General features: G+C 64.2%; 17 protein-coding genes, 1 rRNA gene and 1 pseudogene. 14 read left to right on the forward strand and 5 right to left on the reverse strand.

Features of this window, described 5'->3' with window-relative positions; translation table 11 throughout:
- The first annotated feature begins 100 nt into the window (after positions 1-100).
- Positions 101-217: ribosomal RNA gene (gene rrf, locus LFT43_RS07220) — 5S ribosomal RNA — on the forward strand.
- 517 nt (positions 218-734) lie between these two features.
- On the opposite strand, the gene LFT43_RS07225 is transcribed toward rrf, so the two are convergent.
- Positions 735-1,622, reverse strand: coding sequence for a hypothetical protein (locus tag LFT43_RS07225; RefSeq protein ID WP_395801828.1), 888 nt, complete (start codon positions 1,620-1,622; stop codon positions 735-737).
- 54 nt (positions 1,623-1,676) lie between these two features.
- Here LFT43_RS07225 and LFT43_RS07230 point away from each other — a divergent pair, with 54 nt between their 5' ends.
- The 13 genes from LFT43_RS07230 to LFT43_RS07290 all read left to right on the forward strand — a co-directional run bounded on the left by LFT43_RS07230 (position 1,677) and on the right by LFT43_RS07290 (position 14,583).
- Positions 1,677-2,504: a hypothetical protein gene (locus LFT43_RS07230; RefSeq protein ID WP_395801829.1), complete on the forward strand. Its 828-nt coding sequence runs from the start codon at positions 1,677-1,679 to the stop codon at positions 2,502-2,504.
- Positions 2,497-3,486, forward strand: a complete 990-nt coding sequence (locus LFT43_RS07235) for an HAD-IIA family hydrolase (RefSeq protein WP_395801830.1) — start codon at positions 2,497-2,499, stop codon at positions 3,484-3,486. Before LFT43_RS07230 ends, LFT43_RS07235 begins: the two co-directional genes overlap by 8 nt.
- A 9-nt stretch (positions 3,487-3,495) precedes the next feature.
- Positions 3,496-3,735 carry a hypothetical protein gene (locus tag LFT43_RS07240; protein WP_395801831.1) on the forward strand — a complete coding sequence of 80 codons (240 nt, stop codon included), beginning with the start codon at positions 3,496-3,498 and terminating at the stop codon, positions 3,733-3,735.
- 2 nt (positions 3,736-3,737) lie between these two features.
- Positions 3,738-4,550, forward strand: a complete 813-nt coding sequence (locus tag LFT43_RS07245; protein ID WP_395801832.1) for a TlyA family RNA methyltransferase — start codon at positions 3,738-3,740, stop codon at positions 4,548-4,550.
- Positions 4,551-4,563: 13 nt separating this feature from the next.
- Positions 4,564-5,586 (forward strand): NAD kinase, encoded by a 1,023-nt coding sequence (locus LFT43_RS07250; protein WP_395801833.1) that lies wholly within the window; start codon positions 4,564-4,566, stop codon positions 5,584-5,586.
- Between the two features lie 3 nt (positions 5,587-5,589).
- Complete coding sequence (gene recN, locus LFT43_RS07255; RefSeq protein ID WP_395801834.1) at positions 5,590-7,329, forward strand: DNA repair protein RecN; 1,740 nt, start codon at positions 5,590-5,592, stop codon at positions 7,327-7,329.
- A 211-nt stretch (positions 7,330-7,540) separates the two neighbouring features.
- Positions 7,541-9,283 (forward strand): CTP synthase, encoded by a 1,743-nt coding sequence (locus tag LFT43_RS07260; RefSeq protein WP_184741984.1) that lies wholly within the window; start codon positions 7,541-7,543, stop codon positions 9,281-9,283.
- A gap of 27 nt (positions 9,284-9,310) precedes the next feature.
- Positions 9,311-9,973, forward strand: a complete 663-nt coding sequence (locus tag LFT43_RS07265) for an NUDIX domain-containing protein (RefSeq protein WP_395801835.1) — start codon at positions 9,311-9,313, stop codon at positions 9,971-9,973.
- Positions 9,946-10,938 carry a site-specific tyrosine recombinase XerD gene (gene xerD, locus LFT43_RS07270; RefSeq protein ID WP_395802953.1) on the forward strand — a complete coding sequence of 331 codons (993 nt, stop codon included), beginning with the start codon at positions 9,946-9,948 and terminating at the stop codon, positions 10,936-10,938. The genes LFT43_RS07265 and xerD overlap by 28 nt, the downstream gene beginning before the upstream one ends.
- A gap of 152 nt (positions 10,939-11,090) precedes the next feature.
- Positions 11,091-11,609 (forward strand): RNA polymerase sigma factor, encoded by a 519-nt coding sequence (locus tag LFT43_RS07275; RefSeq protein ID WP_395801836.1) that lies wholly within the window; start codon positions 11,091-11,093, stop codon positions 11,607-11,609.
- A 2-nt stretch (positions 11,610-11,611) separates the two neighbouring features.
- Complete coding sequence (locus tag LFT43_RS07280) at positions 11,612-12,928, forward strand: hypothetical protein (RefSeq protein ID WP_395801837.1); 1,317 nt, start codon at positions 11,612-11,614, stop codon at positions 12,926-12,928.
- A 147-nt stretch (positions 12,929-13,075) separates the two neighbouring features.
- Complete coding sequence (locus tag LFT43_RS07285) at positions 13,076-13,612, forward strand: NUDIX domain-containing protein (protein ID WP_395801838.1); 537 nt, start codon at positions 13,076-13,078, stop codon at positions 13,610-13,612.
- 68 nt (positions 13,613-13,680) lie between these two features.
- The gene (locus tag LFT43_RS07290) at positions 13,681-14,583 is read left to right on the forward strand and encodes a hypothetical protein (RefSeq protein WP_395801839.1); all 903 of its coding nucleotides are present in this window, start codon (positions 13,681-13,683) and stop codon (positions 14,581-14,583) included.
- A 134-nt stretch (positions 14,584-14,717) separates the two neighbouring features.
- On the opposite strand, the gene LFT43_RS07295 is transcribed toward LFT43_RS07290, so the two are convergent.
- The 4 genes and pseudogenes from LFT43_RS07295 to LFT43_RS07310 form a co-directional block, all read right to left on the reverse strand.
- Positions 14,718-15,869, reverse strand: coding sequence for a bifunctional 2-methylcitrate synthase/citrate synthase (locus tag LFT43_RS07295; RefSeq protein ID WP_395801840.1), 1,152 nt, complete (start codon positions 15,867-15,869; stop codon positions 14,718-14,720).
- A 70-nt stretch (positions 15,870-15,939) separates the two neighbouring features.
- Positions 15,940-16,848 carry a methylisocitrate lyase gene (gene prpB, locus LFT43_RS07300; RefSeq protein WP_395801841.1) on the reverse strand — a complete coding sequence of 303 codons (909 nt, stop codon included), beginning with the start codon at positions 16,846-16,848 and terminating at the stop codon, positions 15,940-15,942.
- Positions 16,849-18,369, reverse strand: a complete 1,521-nt coding sequence (locus LFT43_RS07305; RefSeq protein WP_395801842.1) for an MmgE/PrpD family protein — start codon at positions 18,367-18,369, stop codon at positions 16,849-16,851. It lies immediately after the preceding gene.
- Positions 18,314-19,020 (reverse strand): annotated as a pseudogene (locus LFT43_RS07310) (GntR family transcriptional regulator). Before LFT43_RS07310 ends, LFT43_RS07305 begins: the two are co-directional and overlap by 56 nt.
- Between the last annotated feature and the right edge of the window lie 6 nt (positions 19,021-19,026).

Below are 19,026 nucleotides of genomic sequence, written 5' to 3' on the forward strand. Positions count from 1 at the left end.
AACCCATGTTGTCCCAGGAACCGACACAACTGAATAACAACACCACAATGTTGTAACCAGTCTTCCCACCCCGCACCCGTGCGGGGACGGGCAACAGGGTTACGGCGGTCATAGCGTGGGGGAAACGCCCGGTCCCATTCCGAACCCGGAAGCTAAGACCCACAGCGCCGATGGTACTGCACCCGGGAGGGTGTGGGAGAGTAGGACACCGCCGGACATCTTTCAACGGCCCAGGCCCCGACAACGAAATGTCGGGGCCTGGCCCGTTTAACACCCCCCACCCCGGCAAACCCCCCTTCACCTAAACGCCGGAAACCCCGGACCCTCCTTCACATAAACGCCGGAAGCCCCCAACGCTCCTTCACCTAAACGCCGGAAGCCCCGGACCCTCCTTCACATACGGGCGGCCCCTGCACCGAGCGGCACCCCCGCCCCCAAAACCGCAGGAGGGACCGGCCGGAAGGCCCCAAAACCGCAGGAGGGACCGGCCGGAAGGCCCCAAAACTGCAGGAGCGTCAAAATTCCGACCCCTGGATCTGGTTTTAGGAGCCTGCCGAACGACTGCCGGGCGCGCCGAAAGTTGTGATGCTTCCCACGGGGAGCTGATTAGGCGGTCCTCGAATGCGTTCGCGGAAGGCCGTTCACCTAGAATTGCATAAGAGATACGAGCCGGATCCCGGCGGCGTGAGAACAAAATACGGATAAGAGCGGCTGCGCATGCGCCAGTGGTCAGCTCACAACAGGAGGAATCCATCATGGCTGAGCACAACGGCGGCAATCGCGGCAACTTCGGCGGTGGCCGAGGCGATCGCGGCCCGTTCCGCGCCAACAACAATTCCGGGGGCGACCCGCGGGGATTCCGTTCCAAGGACAACCGCGAAGGCAACGCTGGTGGCGACCGTGACCGTAGGCCGTTTGGCGATCGTAAGCCAGCCGGCGACGGTGATCGGGATCGTAAGCCGTTTGGTGATCGTCCGCGTCGTGAGGGCGATGCGCGCCCCAGCTTTGGTGATCGGGATCGTAAGCCGTTTGGTGATCGTCCGCGTCGTGAGGGCGATGCGCGCCCCAGCTTTGGTGATCGGGATCGTAAGCCGGCCGGCGATGGTGAGCGCCGCAGTTTCGGTGAGCGTGACCGTAAGCCTTATGGTGATCGTCCGCGTCGCGATGCGGATGCGCGTCCGAGCTTTGGTGATCGGGATCGTAAGCCGGCCGGCGACGGTGAGCGCCGCAGTTTCGGTGAGCGTGACCGTAAGCCTTATGGTGATCGTCCGCGTCGCGATGCGGATGCGCGTCCGAGCTTTGGTGATCGGGATCGTAAGCCGGCCGGCGACGGTGAGCGCCGCAGTTTCGGTGACCGTGACCGTAAGCCTTATGGTGATCGTCCGCGTCGTGAAGGCGACGGTGAGCGCCGCAGCTTTGGTGATCGCCCGGAGCGCGGTCCCCGCAAGTTCGATGGCCCGCGTTCCGAGGGGCGTAGCTTCGGCGGAGGATCCTGGGAAGAGCGTCCCGCCCGAGTTCCGAACGCTGCGGATCTGCGCAGCGCCAACCGCCCGGACCGCGAGCGTTCCCCGGAGATCGACGACGACGTTACGGGCCAGGAGCTCGACCGGGTCACCAAGCACCAGATCAAGACCCTTGAAGGCACAAATGCCGAGTGGGTTTCCAAGCACCTCGTCATGGCCGGCCGCCTCATCGATATCGACCCTGAACTGTCCTTCCAGCACGCCCTGGCTGCCAGCCGCCGTGGTGGACGCTTGGCAGCTGTCCGTGAAGCTGTAGGCCTGACCGCCTACGCTGCCGGACACTACGGCGAGGCGCTTCGCGAATTCCGCACCTACCGTCGGATTAGTGGATCCAACGTCCATTTGCCGCTCATGGCGGACTGCGAACGCGGTCTGGGGCGACCGGACCGAGCGCTGGACGTCGTGCGTTCTCCCGAAGCCCAGGATCTCGATGCCCCTGGCAAGGTCGAACTGGCAATTGTGGCCTCCGGAGCCAGGACCGACCTTGGCCAGTTGGACGCCGCCGTGGCCGAGCTGGAGATCATCCAGCTCGACATCAACCGCGCTTTCTCCTACAGCCCGCGCTTGTTCCGTGCTTACGCTAACGCCCTGACGGCCGTGGGCCGCACAGCGGAGGCCGACAAGTGGCAGCGCCAGGCAGTCGTTGCGGAGAATGCCCTCGGCGTAGGAGAGTTCGAAGACCCGGACATCATCGACCTCGGCGAAGGCGACGAGCGCGAAGCGCCCAAGCCTCGCTTCCGGAACGTCGACGAGGGCCCCGAGCTAACCGAAGAGTCAAGCACCGAGGCTGCCCCGCGACGCGCGGAGACTGTCGTCGATTCTGAAGACTTGGAACAGCACGAAGTGGAACTCGACGACGTGGAGTCTGACTACTTCGAGTCCGATGACGCCGAATCGGATCCCGATTCCGCCGAAGAAGGCGAAGCAGACGAAGACCAGGAAAAGGCTTCCGGGGACGGTGAAGACACCAAGAATGACTGACGCCTCACTGGTTTCGCGTTTTGACGCAGTTCTGTCCGATCTGGACGGAGTTGTCTATGCGGGCCCCCACGCCATTCCCGGTGCGGTGGAATCCCTGCAGCGGCTTGAGTCGGTGGGTGTGCGGCTTGGGTATGTAACCAACAACGCCTCGCGCACCCCTGCCCAGGTTGCGGCGCATCTTCGTGAGCTTGGGGCACCGGCTGAGGACAATCAGGTGGTCAGCTCTTCGCAGGCCGCAGGAGACCTTCTCGCCGGTCTCCTGGCTCCCGGTTCGCGGGTGATGATCACCGGTAGCGCGGCGTTGGCTCACGAAATCGAACTCGTTGGCCTCACGCCCGTCCACAGCGCCGAAGAGAAACCCGTGGCAGTAGTCCAGGGCTTCAACCCCGAAATCGCGTGGAAGGACTTGGCCGAGGCGTCCTACGTTGTTGCTTCGGGTGCCCTTTGGGTCGCCACAAATACGGACATGTCCATTCCCCAAGCCCGGGGCATTGCACCCGGAAACGGGACCCTGGTAGCCGCCGTCGCGTCTGCCACGGGCAAGCAACCGCGAGTCGCAGGCAAGCCCGAGGCTCCCCTATTCCATTCCGCTGCGCGGCGGCTGAAGTCCGAGCGTCCGATCGTCGTCGGGGACCGTCTGGACACCGACATCCTCGGCGGCAACCGTGCGGGCTTCGCGACGGCGGCGGTCCTCACCGGCGTCGACACGCCCGAGTCCATCCTTGCTGCGCGCAGTTCGGAACGCCCCGGCTACTTGCTGGCTGATCTCACTGAACTGTACGAGCCGTACCCCGAGATCGTCGAGGAGGACAGCACGTTCCGTTGCGGAAAGGCAACTGCCGAAGTCCAGGATGGCCTGATCACCATCTCCGGGTCCGAGAAAGATCTGGACGCCTGGCGTGCTGCATGTGCGGCCTGGTGGGCCGCCAACCCGGACGCAGCAGAAGCTACATCGCCGCGGCTCGAATGGCTGGAAAACTAGACTGTTGCAATGAGCAAGTTGAACGATCTCCCGGAGAGCGCCGTCGGACCGAGCGCCGTGGAACTCAGCGCCGTCGAACCGCACGATGCTCCATGGCCGGAAGACACTGCCCCCACCGGTGATGCAGCCGTGGATTCTTCCCTGGAACGGCTGGCGGACATCCCCACCGTGCCGGTGGCCGAGCACAGCGCCATGTACGCAGAGATCCACGACTCCTTGCTGGCGGCCCTCGACGCCGAAGAACGCTGAGAATGGCCAGACTCGACCAGGAACTCGTCACCCGTGGATTGGCGAGATCGCGGACCCATGCCGCGAAACTCATTGCGGACGGAAAAGTCAGCTCCGGGGGCACCGTTCTCGCCAAGGCGGCACAACAGGTCTCCGAAGCGACCGTACTTGATGTCCAAGCCCACGCCGAGGACATTTACGCCAGCCGGGCCGGCCATAAACTGGCCGGAGCCCTGGCGGCGTTCCCTTCCGTCGTCGTGGAGGGAAAACGGTGCCTCGACGCCGGAGCCTCCACCGGCGGCTTTACGGACGTGCTGCTCCGGCAAGGTGCCGCCCAAGTGGTGGCGGTCGACGTCGGGCACGACCAGTTGGTGCCGTCCTTGCGGAACGATCCGCACGTCGCTGTCCACGAGGGCCTCAACGTCCGCTATATGACTCCGGAACAAATCGGCGGCCCGGCCGCGCTCACTGTGGCGGACCTGTCCTTCATTTCCCTCACCCTGGTTCTGCGCCCGCTCGCGGCATGCACCGAACCCGGGGGAGACCTTGTGCTCATGGTGAAGCCCCAATTCGAGGTGGGCAAGGAACGGCTTAGCCGCACAGGCGTGGTCACATCCGACCATGAACGGCGGCGCGCGGTAGCCCAAGTCGCGAAGGCGGCCGTGGATGCCGGGCTTGAGCTCTGCGGCCTGGCACCGAGCCCCTTGCCGGGCCAGGACGGAAATGTGGAGTACTTCCTGTGGATAAGACGCAGGATTCAGGCGGACTTGCCTAAGATCGAAGAGCAGGACGAGGAAGTTGCTGCACTGATGGAACGAATCTGGACCACCCACTAGAAAGCAGAACACCATGAGCAGGCGCGTTTTGGTCCTTGCCCACACTGGGCGTGAGGACTCCCTTCGCGCGGCCTGGGATGCCTGTGGGCAGCTCCACTACTCGGGTCTGATTCCCGTCATGCAGAAATCGGAACTGGACGACATCGAACGGTTCTACGGTGTTGTGGATAAGCCGATCGAAATCCTCCACGAGGATGTCCGGTTGGAGGACGTCGAACTCGTCATGGTTCTTGGTGGCGACGGCACCATCCTGCGCGCGGCTGAGCTGGTCCGCAACGTCGACGTTCCCCTGCTGGGCGTCAACCTTGGACATGTCGGGTTCCTCGCCGAGAGCGAACGGGCCGATCTTGCCCAGACCGTTGAATGGATCGCCAGCCGCGAATACACGGTGGAAGAGCGCATGACCATCGACGTCCAGGTGTGGGTCCGTGGCCAGAAGATCTGGCACACCTGGGCCCTCAACGAGGCCGCCATTGAGAAGGCTGACCGGGAGCGCATGATCGAAGTAGTGACCGAAGTGGACGAACGTCCTCTAACCTCGTTTGGCTGCGACGGAGTGGTGCTCGCTACCCCCACGGGTTCCACGGCCTACGCTTTCTCTTCCGGCGGGCCGGTGGTGTGGCCTGAGGTGGAGGCCTTGGTGATTGTCCCTATCAGCGCCCATGCCCTCTTCGCCAAGCCCCTCGTTGTTTCGCCGCGGTCCAGGCTTGCCGTGGAGATCCTCACCCGCACGGACGCCCAAGGCGTGCTTTGGTGCGATGGTCGGCGCTCCGTGGACCTGCCGCCCGGCGCCCGGATCGAAGTCACCCGGTCTACCCGGCCAGTGCGGCTTGCCCGCACCCACCAGACACCGTTTTCCGCACGACTCGTGCGGAAGTTCGAGCTCCCCATCCACGGCTGGCGGGGCCCGGCACCCCGTACGGCGGACATCCACACCGGTCCTACCCCCGTGGTCCGGACCTTCAAGCCCAGCCCTTTGCCAACGCCCCAGGACGTGCGGACAGGCAGAGCGGCCGACCCCACCAAGGAGATGTAAACCATGATCGAGGAACTCCGGATCCGTGATCTCGGCGTCATCACCGACGCCACGTTGCCGTTGGGGCCCGGCCTGAGCGTCGTCACGGGCGAAACCGGCGCCGGCAAGACCATGGTGGTCACCGCCGTCGGCCTCCTCCTTGGAGCACGGTCCGACGCCGGTGCGGTGCGCTCCGGCGCCAAGTCAGCCTCCGCGGAGGCTCGGCTCTTGCTTGATCCGGCGCACGCCGCCGTGGAACGGGCCGTGGAGGCCGGCGGCGACGCTGAAGAGTACGACGGCGGCATTCAGCTCTTGCTGGCCCGCACCGTGGGCGCGGACGGCCGCAGCCGTGCCTTCGTGGGCGGCCGGTCGGCGCCCGTGGGCGTCCTGGCAGAACTTGGCGAGAGCCTGGTGGTGGTGCATGGCCAGTCGGACCAGATCCGGCTCAAGGGTGCCGTGGCGCAACGGCACGCATTGGACCGTTTCGCCGGGGCGGACCTCGCCGCCGCGCTTACTGCGTATCAGGACCTTTACAGTCACTGGAAGTCCAGCCAGGCGGAACTCGATACTCTCCGAAGCGAGGCTCGCGAAAGGCTACGGGAGGCGGAATCGCTGGCCGTCGCGCTCCAGGAAATCGACGACGTCGACCCCCAGCCGGGAGAGGACGATTCGCTCAAGGCACAGGCAGTGAAACTGGCCAACGTCGAAGAGCTCCGCATTGCCGCCGCAGCAGCACATGAAGCACTGATCTCGGAGGAATTCGGCGAAACAGCCGATGCTACGACTCTGATCGACTCGGCCAAACGGACCTTGGAACAGGTTTCCGAGCATGACGAAGCCTTGGCAGGAGCGGCCACGCGGCTCGCCGAAATTGGTTTCCTCATCAACGACATCGCCGGGGAGCTGTCCAGCTACCAGGCCTCCTTGGACTCCGAAGGTCCGGAACGCCTTGCGGAGATTGAGGACCGGCGTGGGGCGCTGGCCAAGCTCATCCGGAAGTACGCACCGAGCATCGACGAGGTGCTCGAATGGGCCGAAGCCTCAAGGATCCGGCTGGACGAACTGCAGGACGACTCGAGCAGGATCGAAGCCCTCGACGCTGAGGTGACTGCCGCAGAGTCCACACTGCGGAAGCAGGCCGCCCGGATCTCCAAGTCGCGGTCGAAGGCCGCGAAGGACCTCGCCGCGCGCGTGAGTGCGGAACTCACCGCCCTTGCGATGGCCGACGCCACCCTCGTGATCGAGGTCGACAGTGACGGGCAGTTGGGGCCGTACGGCGTCGACGACATCTCCTTCCTGCTGCAGCCGCACTCAGGGGCACCCGCCCGTCCTCTCGGCAAGGGAGCGTCCGGTGGTGAATTGTCCCGGGTCATGCTTGCCATCGAGGTGGTCCTTGCCGCTGTGGATCCCGTGCCGACGTTCGTCTTTGACGAAGTAGATGCCGGAGTGGGTGGGCGTGCGGCTGTCGAGATCGGACGCCGGCTCGCCATGCTGGCGCGCCACGTCCAGGTGCTGGTGGTAACCCATCTGCCGCAGGTCGCCGCGTTCGCGGACCAACACATCCGCGTCACCAAGACCTCAGTCAGGGGGAGTGACGGTAAGACCGCCACTGGCTTCACCTCCAGCGATGTCCAGCTCCTCGATGACGAAGAACGCGTGAAGGAGCTTGCCAGGATGCTGGCGGGGCAGGAAGACTCGGAGTCTGCGCGTGCGCATGCCCAGGAATTGCTGGACGACGCCAAGCTTCTACCCCAGCAGGTCTAGCCAGCAGCTCCAGCCGTAGGACATCAGTCACATCCCGGCCTCGACGGACCGGGAGCCGGCTCACGCGGAGGGCGCTGCCAAGCCGGGGATACCTGAGCGACTGACCTGTTTTTACCGGTTCGGGTGGACTTTACTCTTGATCCTTGCCCCACGGCAGGGGACTATTGAGCATTTGGGAAAACGGTTAGCGGATCCTTTGGAGGCGCAATTGATGATAGGCTCGAATTCCGTGGTGCAGCGATCAAATTCCCGTGTAAATTCCCGGTTCCCGGGCTCGTCCAAGACGACCAAACACATCTTTGTCACTGGCGGTGTGGCGTCCTCGCTCGGTAAGGGACTGACGGCTTCGAGCCTCGGCCACCTGCTGCGGGCACGCGGTTTGTCTGTAACTATGCAGAAGCTCGATCCCTATCTGAACGTGGATCCGGGCACGATGAACCCCTTCCAGCACGGCGAAGTCTTCGTCACTGACGACGGCGCCGAAACCGACCTCGACATCGGACACTACGAACGCTTCCTCGATGAAAACCTCGAGGGTTCGGCCAACGTTACGACCGGCCAAATCTACTCGACCGTCATCGCCAAGGAGCGTCGTGGCGAGTACCTCGGCGACACCGTCCAGGTCATCCCGCACATCACGGATGAGATCAAGCGCCGCATGCGCCTCCCCGCTGAAGGCAAGAACGCTCCGGATGTCATCATCACTGAAATCGGCGGCACGGTTGGCGACATCGAGTCCCAGCCTTTCCTGGAGTCCGCACGCCAAGTCCGCCAGGACATCGGCCGCAACAACGTCTTTTTCCTCCACGTCTCCTTGGTGCCTTACATCGGTCCGTCGCAGGAACTGAAGACCAAGCCGACGCAGCACTCCGTTGCCGCCTTGCGCTCCCTTGGCATCCAGCCGGAAGCGATCGTGATTCGTTCGGACCGCGAAGTGCCCGATGCCATGCGCGAAAAGATCGGCCGCATGTGCGACGTCGATATTGACGCAGTGGTCAACGCCGCCGATGCTCCCAGCATCTATGACATCCCCAAGACGCTGCACTCCCAGGGCCTTGACTCCTACGTCGTCCGAGCCCTGGATCTCCCGTTCAAGGACGTCGACTGGACCAGCTGGGACAAGCTCCTCGAAGCAGTCCACAACCCCAAGCACCACGTGGAAGTTGCCTTGGTGGGCAAGTACATTGACCTCCCGGACGCTTACCTGTCCGTGACCGAGGCCTTGCGCGCTGGTGGTTTTGCCAACGAAACCAAGGTCAAGATCCGCTGGGTCCCGTCAGACGAATGTGAAACCCTCGAAGGCGCCACCAAGTCCCTGGCCGGCGTCGACGCGATTTGTGTTCCCGGCGGCTTCGGCATCCGTGGCCTGGAAGGCAAGCTGGGCGCGCTCAAGTTCGCCCGCGAAACCAAGCTTCCGGTTCTGGGCCTGTGCCTTGGCCTGCAGTGCATGGTCATCGAGTACGCCCGCAACGTGGTCGGCCTCGAAGGCGCCTCCTCCAGCGAGTTCGAGCCCGACTCCAAATACCCTGTCATCGCCACGATGGAAGAGCAATTGGACATCGTGGACGGCAAAGGCGATCTGGGCGGCACTATGCGTCTGGGTCTCTATGAAGCCAAGCTGGACGAAGGCTCCGTGGTTGCAGAGACTTATGGCGCAACCACGGTCAGTGAACGCCACCGCCACCGCTACGAGGTCAACAACAAGTACCGCGAGCAGATCGCGGCCGAGGGCCTGGTGTTCTCCGGAACCTCTCCCGATGGCAAGCTGGTTGAGTACGTGGAACTGCCGCGCGAAGTACACCCGTACTACGTGGCAACGCAGGCCCACCCGGAGCTCAGCTCCCGCCCCACACGACCGCACCCGCTGTTTGCGGGCCTCGTGAAGGCTGCGCTGGAGCGCCAGGCAGGCGTTGATTCGGCTGCAAAGTCGGCTCGCAAGGTAGCTGCGAAGTAATCGCTCACACAAACGAAGGACGGCGCGATGCCCGGTATTTCTGAAACCCCCAGTCCTTTTCGGAAGGTTTCGGACATGCCGAGCCCGCGCCGTCTTTTGTCGTCCGACAAGGTCTACGAGGGCCGCATCTGGGACGTCGTCAGCGACGCCTTCGAGCTGGGCGAAGATACCGGTACTTTGGTCCGCGACTACATTGACCATCCTGGCGCCGTTGCGGTGTTGCCGATGAATGTCGACGGCGAAATCCTGTTGCTCAAGCAATATCGCCACCCGGTCGGCATGGATCTGTGGGAGATTCCCGCCGGGCTTCTAGACGTGGCCGGAGAAGACTTTGTGGTGGGTGCAGCCCGGGAGCTGGCTGAGGAGGCCGATCTTACAGCCGCCACGTGGAACGTCCTGGTGGACTTCTTCAATTCGCCCGGATCCTCGAGCGAGGCCATCCGAATCTATCTGGCCCGGGGACTGGGAGACGTGCCCGAGGCCGAACGTCACGTCCGCACGGAGGAGGAATCCGAAATCGAGCTGGTGTGGGTGCCTCTCGACGAAGCAGTTGTGGCGGTGCTGGAAGGCCGCCTGCACAACCCGTCCGCCGTCGTCGGGATCCTCGCCGCCTCCGCTGCACGCGCCGAGGGCTTCAGGAGCCTGCGCCCGGCCAATGCCCCCTGGCCAGCCCACCCGAGCCAGCGCTGACCGTGCCCCAGCTAGCGGAAGCCCGGATTCAAACAGCCATTGACCGGGCCGTCACGGACTACCTGCAGCACCTTGGCGTGGAACGCGGCCTCGCAAGCAACACGTTGTCCGCCTACCGCCGGGATCTGTCCCGCTACTCGAACTTCCTGGCTGCCTCCGGCGTCGACAAACCAGGCAACATCTCCCGCCACGACGTCACCGCCTTTGTGCAGGCACTCGCCGACGGCTCGGATGGCGCAGCAGCACTCGGAGTCCGTTCTGCGGCGCGCACCGTGGTTGCCGTCCGCGGGCTCCACAAGTTTTGGGCTTTGGAGGGGACAACGACGGCGGACCCCGCTAGCGATGTCCACCCGCCAATGCCCGGCAGGCGTCTGCCGAAGGCCATCAGCGTGGGCGAAGTGACCCGGATCCTCGAAGCGGCCGGTGCCGATACCGCCACCGGCCTGAGGGACCGGGCACTACTGGAGTTCCTCTACTCCACAGGTGCCCGCATCAGCGAAGCTGTGGGGCTTGACGTTGACGATGTCTCGCTCGAAGCGGAAGCCGATACGCCTGCGATCGTACGGCTCTTCGGAAAGGGCTCCAAGGAACGCCTGGTGCCGCTGGGATCCTATGGTGCTCGCGCCGTCGGGTCCTATGTCGTCCGCGGAAGGCCCGCGTTGGCCGCCAAAGGAAAAGGCACTCCGGCACTGTTTCTGAACGCCCGTGGAGGGCGGATCAGCCGGCAGAGTGCCTGGACAATTCTGAAGGCCGCAGCGGAGAAGGCCAACATCACTAAGGATGTCTCCCCGCACACCCTCCGGCATTCGTTTGCCACGCATCTGCTTGAGGGCGGCGCGGACGTCCGTGTTGTGCAGGAGCTCCTGGGCCATGCTTCAGTGACCACCACACAGGTGTACACCTTGGTCACCGCCGATACCTTGCGAGAGGTGTACGCCGCTGCGCATCCTCGGGCGCTCGGCTGAGGACGATCCTTACTCGGCCCTCTTCGCTCACGGCCACACTTTTAGCAAGCGGCAGTTGCTGCCATGCAGTTGGTGCGGCAGGGCTGTAACCTGCGGGCTTGTGCCGGAAACTATACAGTTAGTCAGGTTTTTGGCTTGGTTTCGGATTGAGAGTGGGGGATCGTGTTTCCGAGGGGGAATCGACGTTCATCGCCTTGCATAAGGACACGTATCCGCGCATATTCCGTTTTGTGCGGCGACGCGTGGATGATGCGCAGGTGGCTGAGGAGTTGGCCGCGGACGTGTTTCGTGTGGCGTGGCAGAAATGGGATGAAGCGTCGTCCGTGGATGTGGCGTGGTTGTTCACTGTGGCGAGGAATCTCCTGGGAAATGCTTATCGGAGTCATCAGCGCCAGCTAGCGCTGCATGAGCGGCTTCGTGAGTCCGTGGTCCCCGGCGACGGCGACGGGAGCAGGGATTCACTGGTTGATGAAGCATTGGATTCCTTGCGGGAGAAGGACCGGGACATTCTGCAGTTGGCGTATTGGGATCAATTGACGGTAGTGGAGATCGCGGCGGTCCTGCAATGCGGTGAGTCGGCTGCGAAGGTGCGGTTGCACCGGGCACGGGAGGCTTTCCGAAAGTTACTGCCAGCCGGTAATGGTGCGGTGGCACAGAAGTTGGGGGCATAGGGATGGATCCGATCAAGGAATTGATTGAGGGTGCTGATCCGTTGCGCGGTGGAGGGGAGCTAGCGCCGGATGCGGAAGCGGCTTTGGCCCGGGTGTTGGCTGCCCCGGTCGGCGGCGCTGATAAATTGCCGCCGAATGTTCGCTCGTTCGCGGCCGCGCGACGGCTCCGGAATGCCAGGATTGCGGGGTTGCTGACGATGGCCGCCGCCGCAGTGACCGCCGGAGTGCTCGTGGCAACCCATCTGGGTTCGATCAGTGCGGTGCCCGTTCCGGCCGGTACAACCACGATGGCGCCGAGCGTGTCACCGACGGCGGCCGGCACGGCGAGCCCGACCGCCACCGCGACGGCAAGCTCCACGGCGACGCCTTCGTCGCTTGCCGCCGTTGGCCACGGTGAATGCGCCAAGGACAACGTTGTGGGTACTGCGGTTTTCATCGCGGACCTGTTGCCAAAGCTGGAGGTTGCCGGATGTGCAGGGGAGTGGATGGCGCTCAGCCAATCCATCGACGGAGCTCCGGACCAGAGCTCGTTTTGGATGGCCAGGCTGAAAAGCGGCGAATTCATCGTAGATAGTAGCCAGCCGTACGCCCAGATCGCAGGCTGGGCGACGGCCGGTAAAAACAACGAGCGCTTGTCAGCCGCACAATATATGGACAAGGAGTTCACGGCCAAGGGAATTCCTGTCGCCCTCAGGAAAAGCCTGGTGGGTGAACCCGCGCCGGATAGCCTGGCAGCGCTTGGCATCAAGACCTACGAGGACCGGTCCACAGGCTACAAAGTGAGCTTCAACTATACCGCTGCGTGGCAATTGGGCGACCCAGGCAGCCTTTCCCTGACAGGCGGTCCTGGGACTGCGGTCACGGACTCCAGCGGGCAGTCCATGGCACGGCTCGCCTTGGGGGAAACCAACGACTGGAGCACCAGCGGCTGCCTCAACAAGGCGCCCTACAAGATCCTCGACAGCCAATCCATGCCCGGACTGCCAGTCGACCCGGCATTGCCAGGTCAAGGAACGCCAAGATTCGTCTTCGTCGCCATGACATCAGCCGCAAATGACGGAGGTCCCGTTCAGGCAGGGATTGGAATCACCAACCGCATTGCTGGACAGGATGGGATTGGCTGCGTCCTCGATCTGGCTGTCTCAGGACCCGGCGCTTTGAAGTTCTTCAGCTTCACGGATCGTCGTCCACTCGGCGGACCCACATGGGGCCTCTACAAGTTCAAGACAATGGACGAGGCCGCGTCCTTCACCCAGACGCAAGGTTACAAGGACCTCAAGGCGGTCATCACCTCGCTCACCATCACCAAGATGGGCTAGCGATGAGTCACGACGCCGGGCCGGCCACCTCCCCACGAGCCCCCTGACCTCGCAAGCTCGGCCAGGGAACCCCTGCTCGCGTGGGCCCACTCAGGTGACCGGCCCGGCGTCGTTCTTCAGGGGCGAGGCGGTCGTAGGCTTGATCCCATGACAGCCGCCCACGTGACCCTCTGTTTTCTCCTCCGCGAGGTCGATGCCGGCCGGGAGGTCCTCCTTGGACGCAAGCGCACCGGCTTCGGCAAAGGCAAGGTAGTCGGCGTCGGAGGCCATGTGGAGGAGGGGGAGACCGCCATCGAGGCTGTTTGCCGGGAAGTCCGCGAAGAAGTCTACGTCCAAGTTGAGCCGGACGACCTGGTGGCCGCGGGCACTGTGGACTTTGTCTTCCCTGCCAAACCCGAGTGGAACATGTTCACCACGGTGTTCCTCGCCGAATCGTGGGTGGGAGAGCCCGCGGAGAGCGACGAGATTACGCCGCAGTGGTACCCGGCGGAGGAACTGCCGGTTGCCCATATGTGGGCCGATGCCGAGCATTGGCTTCCCGCGATGATGAATGGCCGGCGCATGGATGTCCGCGTTGTGCTCGCCGACGACAACGAGAACGTGGCCGAAGTCTTCCATTCCGACTGGACCGACGACGGAGCAGCATCGGGAGTGCCCGATCAGAATTGGGTACCCGGACTGTAACCTCAAGACGTTTGCCGGAAACTTACACGATAGACGCCCGGTTCGGGGCGCTTACCGACAAAGGGGGAATGGTGGATTCCAAGCGCCACGATGGCCACGGACTGTCCATGCACGATCAAAGCATGGAGCGTTCATACCGCCCTGGGGTCGACGGGAACATGTTGGGAGTGGACACAACAGGCGTTGAACGGAAAAGGAAGCTGCGGAGGCTGAGAGTCATCGTGTTGGTGGCTCTCGCCGCGGTGGTTCTGGCCGCGGGAGTCCTCGTTGCCGGCAACCTTGGGTCCCAAGGCCGGGCGCAGAGCGGAAGTCCCTTGCAGACACCAGCCGCCACTACGGCCCCCACAACGACTACTCCCTCGCTAACAGCTTCCTCGGTGGCCACCGCGGAACCAACGGCATCAGCAACGCAGACGCCCAACCTCGCCTGGACGAGCTTCGTCAGCACCACCGCCCACGCCCAGTTCGACCTCCCCATCGGCTGGACGGCCACTGATGTTCCCGTAGGTACCGCCAGCAATCCCGCTTCCGGGATCCAGGTGAAGGACGAGGCCGGGCGCCTCATGGCCAAGTTCTACTATGGCGCGGGCGGCGGCGTAGGCGGGGCCTGCGGGCCCGGCACATACAAACAAACGGAGCTCGACAAGGCCGCCACCTCACTGACGGGGCAGTGGGTCACCACGTCGCAAGCCCGGTTCTCTTTTCGCGTGCTGGATCAGACAGCCCAGGGCGGCGGCATCGGCTACCAGCTCGGTTTGGTGGACAAGTCCAGCGGCGAAGTCCGGGACAGCTGCCTAATGTACTCTTTCGTGGCTGGTGCGCCCAAGGGCACGCTGTCTTTCGCTACGAGTGACGCCCAGGCCCCTGGCTCCCGCACTTTCAGCACCATGGAGGAAGCCACGCAGTACCTACAGACTCCGGAATACCAGAAGCTCAAGCGGATGATCACCAGCCTGCAGCTCACTCAATAGCTTGCAGTACGACGGCGGGCCGGTCACTCCCCGCGAGCCCCCTGACCTCGCAAGCTCGGCCAGGGAACCCTGCTCGAGTGGGCCCATGCGTGGGGCCCACCCAGGTGACCGGCCCGCCGTCGTGCGTCCAGAATCTACGGCAGGTGCCGTTCGTCCACGCCGTTGTATTCGCTGAGCGGGCGGATGAGGGAGTTCGATCCGAGCTGCTCCATGATGTGTGCGGTCCAGCCTGTGATGCGGCTGGCGACGAACAGCGGGGTGAAGGTGGGGGTGTCGAAGCCCATGAGGTGGTAGGTGGGTCCGGCGGGGTAGTCCAGGTTGGGCTTGATCGCCTTGGCCTCGTCCATGGCTTGTTCAAGGCCGTTGTACAGGCCCAGGATTTCCGGCCGTCCATAGTGCGCGATCATCTTGTCCAGTGCGGCCTTCATGGTGGGCACCCTGGAGTCGCCGTGCTTGTAAACGCGGTGACCGAATCCCATGACCTTCTTCTTCTGTGCCAGGGCCTGTTCCATCCAGGTCTTCGCCCGGCCAGCGGCGTCCTCCAGGGACTCTTCGGTGCGGATGCCGATTTCCTCGAAGGTGTGCATGACAGCTTCGTTGGCGCCACCGTGCAGCGGGCCCTTGAGGGCTCCGATCGCCGCGGTGACTGCGGAGTGCAGGTCCGAGAGGGTGGAGGTGACAACGCGTGCCGTGAAGGTCGACGCGTTGAAAGAGTGCTCGGCGTAAAGGATCATCGAGACGTTGAACGCCTTGACGACTTCTTCCACCGGATCCTCGCCGAAGGTCATCCACAGGAAGTTGGCGGAGTACCCTAGGTCGTCCCTGGGTGCCACGGGCTCGATGGCTTGTCCGTCGGCGCGCCGGCGGCGCTGGTCGTAGGCAACCACCGCAGGCATGGCGGCGAACAAATCAATTGCCTTGGCCATGTTGGCCTCCGGGGTGGAAACGTCGGCCAGCGGGTGCCGTGCTCCCAGTACAGAGGCGGCCGTGCGGCACACATCCATGGGATGGGCTGTAGTCGGCAGCGTATCGATGACCTTCTTCACCACGGGGTCAAGTGTTCGGCCCGCGCGCTCGCGGGCTGTGAACTCTGCGAGTTCTTCCGGTGTGGGCAGCTCACCATTCCACAGCAGGAAGGCAACTTCTTCGAAACTGCACTTGGCGGCGAGTTCCTGCACGGGATAGCCGCGGTACAGCAGCGAGTTGGTGTCCGGATTGACCTTGGAGATCGCGGTGTAGTCAACCACGACGCCGGCCAGGCCCTTCTTGATCTCAACAGCTACCATGCTGTCCTCCTTCGTTCGTCGGCAAGAACTCCGGAATGGCCGGAGCGCCTGCATCCCTTGGTTGATCCAGTTACCGGCTGAGCCCAGGAATCTGGAAGTTGAAAACGCTCGTGTCGAAGTGGTTGTAGGCCTCGTAGTCCACGAGGTCATAGAGCCGCGCACGGGTGAGCATGTTCTCCACCTGCGCCTCCTGCGTTCCTGTGGCCTTGATCGTTTCCAGCGTACGCTCTGCAGCCCCCATGGCAATGCGGAGCAGGGTGACCGGGTAGATCACCATGTTCACGCCGACCCCCTGGAGCTGTTCCACGGTGAATAGACCGCTCTTGCCGAACTCGGTCATGTTGGCCAGGATCGGCACATCCACCACATCACGGATGGCTTGGAACTCGCTGAGATCCTTCATGGCTTCCGGGAAGATCGCGTCGGCGCCGGCTTCGACGAGCGCCCGGGCACGTTCCTGGGCGGCCTCGATGCCCTCGACGGCGCGGATGTCCGTCCTGGCCATGATGAGGAAGTTCGGGTCCCGCCGGGCGTCGGCGGCGGCGCGGATGCGCTTGGCGGCGGTGTCGACGTCGACGACGTTCTTGCCGTCCAGGTGCCCGCAGCGCTTCGGGTTGAACTGGTCCTCGATGTGGCAACCGGCCAGTCCGGCGTTTTCGAGTTCCTGGATGGTGCGGGCGACGTTCATCGGCTCGCCGAATCCGGTGTCCGCGTCCACCAAACAGGGCAGTTCGGTCATGCGGGCGATCTGCCCGGCACGGGTGGCGACCTCCGTGAGTGTGGTGAGGCCGATGTCGGGGAGGCCGAGGTCGTTGGCGAGGACGGCGCCGGAGATGTAGACGCCGGGGAAGCCCTTCTCCTCGATCAGGCGTGCCGAGAGCGGGTTGAACGCGCCGGGAAACTGCTGGATGGTCCCGGAAGCCAGCATCCCGCGGAGGGCGAGCCGCTTCTGTTCAGGCGTGGCCTTGGAGTACAGCATCTAGAACAGCCCCTTCGGCGCAGCGGCGAGGTCGATGACGCCGGGCGCGGCGGCGATGTTCAGCTGGTCCAGCTCACCCGGGCCCAGTTCCGGGAGGCGCTCGACGGCGGCGAGGAACCTTTCGATCTCGGCGTCCTCCACCAGCCCTGCGGCGAGGGTGCGGAACTTGTCGATGTACTGCTGGCGGGCGAACGGCCGGGCACCGAGCGGGTGGGCGTCCGCGACGGCGATCTCATCGGTGATGACCGTTCCGTCCGTGAGTGTGATGACAACGGAGCCGCCGAAGGCCTTCTCCGCGATGTCCAGGGAGTGGTAGCGGCGGGTCCATTCGGGGTCTTCGACGGTGGTGACCTTGTGCCACAGCTCCACGGTGTCGGGGCGTCCGGCGCGTTCCGGGCTGTAGGAGTCGACGTGGTGCCAGGAGCCGTCCTGAAGCGCGACGGTGAAGATGTACGGGATGGAGTGGTCCAGGGTTTCCCGGCTCGCGGTGGGCGAGTATTTTTGGGGGTCGTTGGCGCCGGAGCCGATCACGTAGTGCGTGTGGTGGCTGGTTTTGATGAGGACGGACTTCACGTTGGCCGGGTCCGTGGTCTCGGGGTGTTCTTTGTTCAGTTTGCGGGCGAGGTCGATCCAGGCCTGGGCCTGGTATTCGGCGGAGTGTTCCTTGGTGTAGGTGTCCAGGATGGCGCGCTTGGGCTCCCCGGCCTCGGGCAGGGGGACCTCGTAGGAGGCGTCCGGGCCGTCGAGCATCCAGGCGATGACGCCGTCTTCGCCTTCGTAGATCGGCACGGGGGAGGTCTGGCCGCGCATGGAGCGATCCACGGCCTCCACGGCCATCTTCCCGGCGAACGCCGGGGCGTGGGCTTTCCAGGTGGAGATTTCGCCCTTGCGGGACTGCCGTGTGGCCGTGGTGGTGTGGAGGGCCTGGCCGACCGACTGGAAGATCGTCTCGACGTCGAGGCCCAGGAGGGTGCCGATGCCGGCCGCGGCGGAGGGGCCGAGGTGGGCGACGTGGTCGATCTTGTGTTTGTGCAGGCAGATGGCCTTGACCAGGTTCACTTGGATTTCGTAGCCGGTGGCGATGCCGCGGATCAGGTCCTTGCCGCCGGCGCCGACGTGCTGGGCTACGGCGAGGATCGGCGGGATGTTGTCGCCGGGGTGGGAGTAGTCCGCTGCCAGGAAGGTGTCGTGGTAGTCGAGTTCGCGTACTGCGACGCCGTTGGCCCAGGCAGCCCACTCGGGGGAGACCTTGTCGCTGATGCCGAAGACGGACGAGCCCTTGCCGTTGGTGGTGGGGGCGTGGGTCAGGGCCTGCGCCCGCGCGGCGATGATCGGGGCACGGTTAAGGGAGGCAATGGCCACGGAGGCATTGTCGATGATCCGGTTGATGATCATGTCGGTGACCTCGGGAGTCACCTCAACGGGGTCGGCGGCGACCGTGGCGATCATGTGCGCCAACTGGTCTTCACGGGCGAGGTTCTCTTCGCTCTTGTAGACGCGGACGTGGTTGTTCTTCACCATGGTGCTCCTTTAGTGAGGTGTGTGGGTGGCTTTGACGTGGGAAAGGCTGCGGTGGAGATGGAGGGTGGTCGCGGCTTCAGCGAGCCGGGGGTTGCCTGAAGCGATGGCCTCCGCGATCGCGGCATGCTCGGCCGCGGCGGCGTGGAGGCGTTCGGCGTCGTCGGCCGCGAGGCGGCGGACCCGCACCAAGTGCACGCGCAGGCTGCGCATTGCCTGGGCGAGGTAGGAATTGGAGATGGCTTCGTCGATCGCCTCGTCGAGCCTTCCCACCAGTGCGTAGTAGTCGTGCCGGGCGGGATCGCTGTCGTTGAGCATCTCCGGGGCCCGGAGGAGCTCGGCGTGGAGTTGCTCGAACACCGGGCGTTCACCGCGTTCCGCGGCGAGGGCGGCGGCTTTGCCTTCCAGGGTTTCGCGCAACTCGAACAGCTCGTCGATGTCGTCCAGCGAGATATCGGTGACGACGACGCCACGGCCGCCTGCCGCCGTCGTCAGCCCTTCGGCGCTGAGCCGGGACAGTGCCTCCCGGACGGGCGTGCGGGACACGCCCAGGCGTTCGGATTGTTCGACTTCCGCGAGGACCGTACCGGGTGCCAGGCGCCACTCAATGATGTCTTCACGCAGGGCCGCATAGGCCTTGTCGCTGGCGCGCATGGATCC

Source organism: Arthrobacter sp. FW306-04-A (assembly GCF_044358315.1).
Classification (GTDB): domain Bacteria; phylum Actinomycetota; class Actinomycetes; order Actinomycetales; family Micrococcaceae; genus Arthrobacter.

What these genes read in the sequence shown, in the direction of transcription:
- LFT43_RS07280 (WP_395801837.1), top strand. Translation starts at nt 11,612, where the DNA reads ATGGATCCGATCAAGGAATTGATTGAGGGTGCTGATCCGTTGCGCGGT.
- LFT43_RS07240 (WP_395801831.1), top strand. Translation starts at nt 3,496, where the DNA reads ATGAGCAAGTTGAACGATCTCCCGGAGAGCGCCGTCGGACCGAGCGCC.
- LFT43_RS07230 (WP_395801829.1), top strand. Translation starts at nt 1,677, where the DNA reads ATGGCCGGCCGCCTCATCGATATCGACCCTGAACTGTCCTTCCAGCAC.
- LFT43_RS07295 (WP_395801840.1), bottom strand. Translation starts at nt 15,869, where the DNA reads ATGGTAGCTGTTGAGATCAAGAAGGGCCTGGCCGGCGTCGTGGTTGAC.
- LFT43_RS07285 (WP_395801838.1), top strand. Translation starts at nt 13,076, where the DNA reads ATGACAGCCGCCCACGTGACCCTCTGTTTTCTCCTCCGCGAGGTCGAT.
- prpB (WP_395801841.1), bottom strand. Translation starts at nt 16,848, where the DNA reads ATGCTGTACTCCAAGGCCACGCCTGAACAGAAGCGGCTCGCCCTCCGC.
- LFT43_RS07235 (WP_395801830.1), top strand. Translation starts at nt 2,497, where the DNA reads ATGACTGACGCCTCACTGGTTTCGCGTTTTGACGCAGTTCTGTCCGAT.
- LFT43_RS07250 (WP_395801833.1), top strand. Translation starts at nt 4,564, where the DNA reads ATGAGCAGGCGCGTTTTGGTCCTTGCCCACACTGGGCGTGAGGACTCC.
- recN (WP_395801834.1), top strand. Translation starts at nt 5,590, where the DNA reads ATGATCGAGGAACTCCGGATCCGTGATCTCGGCGTCATCACCGACGCC.
- LFT43_RS07305 (WP_395801842.1), bottom strand. Translation starts at nt 18,369, where the DNA reads ATGGTGAAGAACAACCACGTCCGCGTCTACAAGAGCGAAGAGAACCTC.
- LFT43_RS07265 (WP_395801835.1), top strand. Translation starts at nt 9,311, where the DNA reads ATGCCCGGTATTTCTGAAACCCCCAGTCCTTTTCGGAAGGTTTCGGAC.
- LFT43_RS07245 (WP_395801832.1), top strand. Translation starts at nt 3,738, where the DNA reads ATGGCCAGACTCGACCAGGAACTCGTCACCCGTGGATTGGCGAGATCG.
- LFT43_RS07260 (WP_184741984.1), top strand. Translation starts at nt 7,541, where the DNA reads ATGATAGGCTCGAATTCCGTGGTGCAGCGATCAAATTCCCGTGTAAAT.
- LFT43_RS07290 (WP_395801839.1), top strand. Translation starts at nt 13,681, where the DNA reads ATGGTGGATTCCAAGCGCCACGATGGCCACGGACTGTCCATGCACGAT.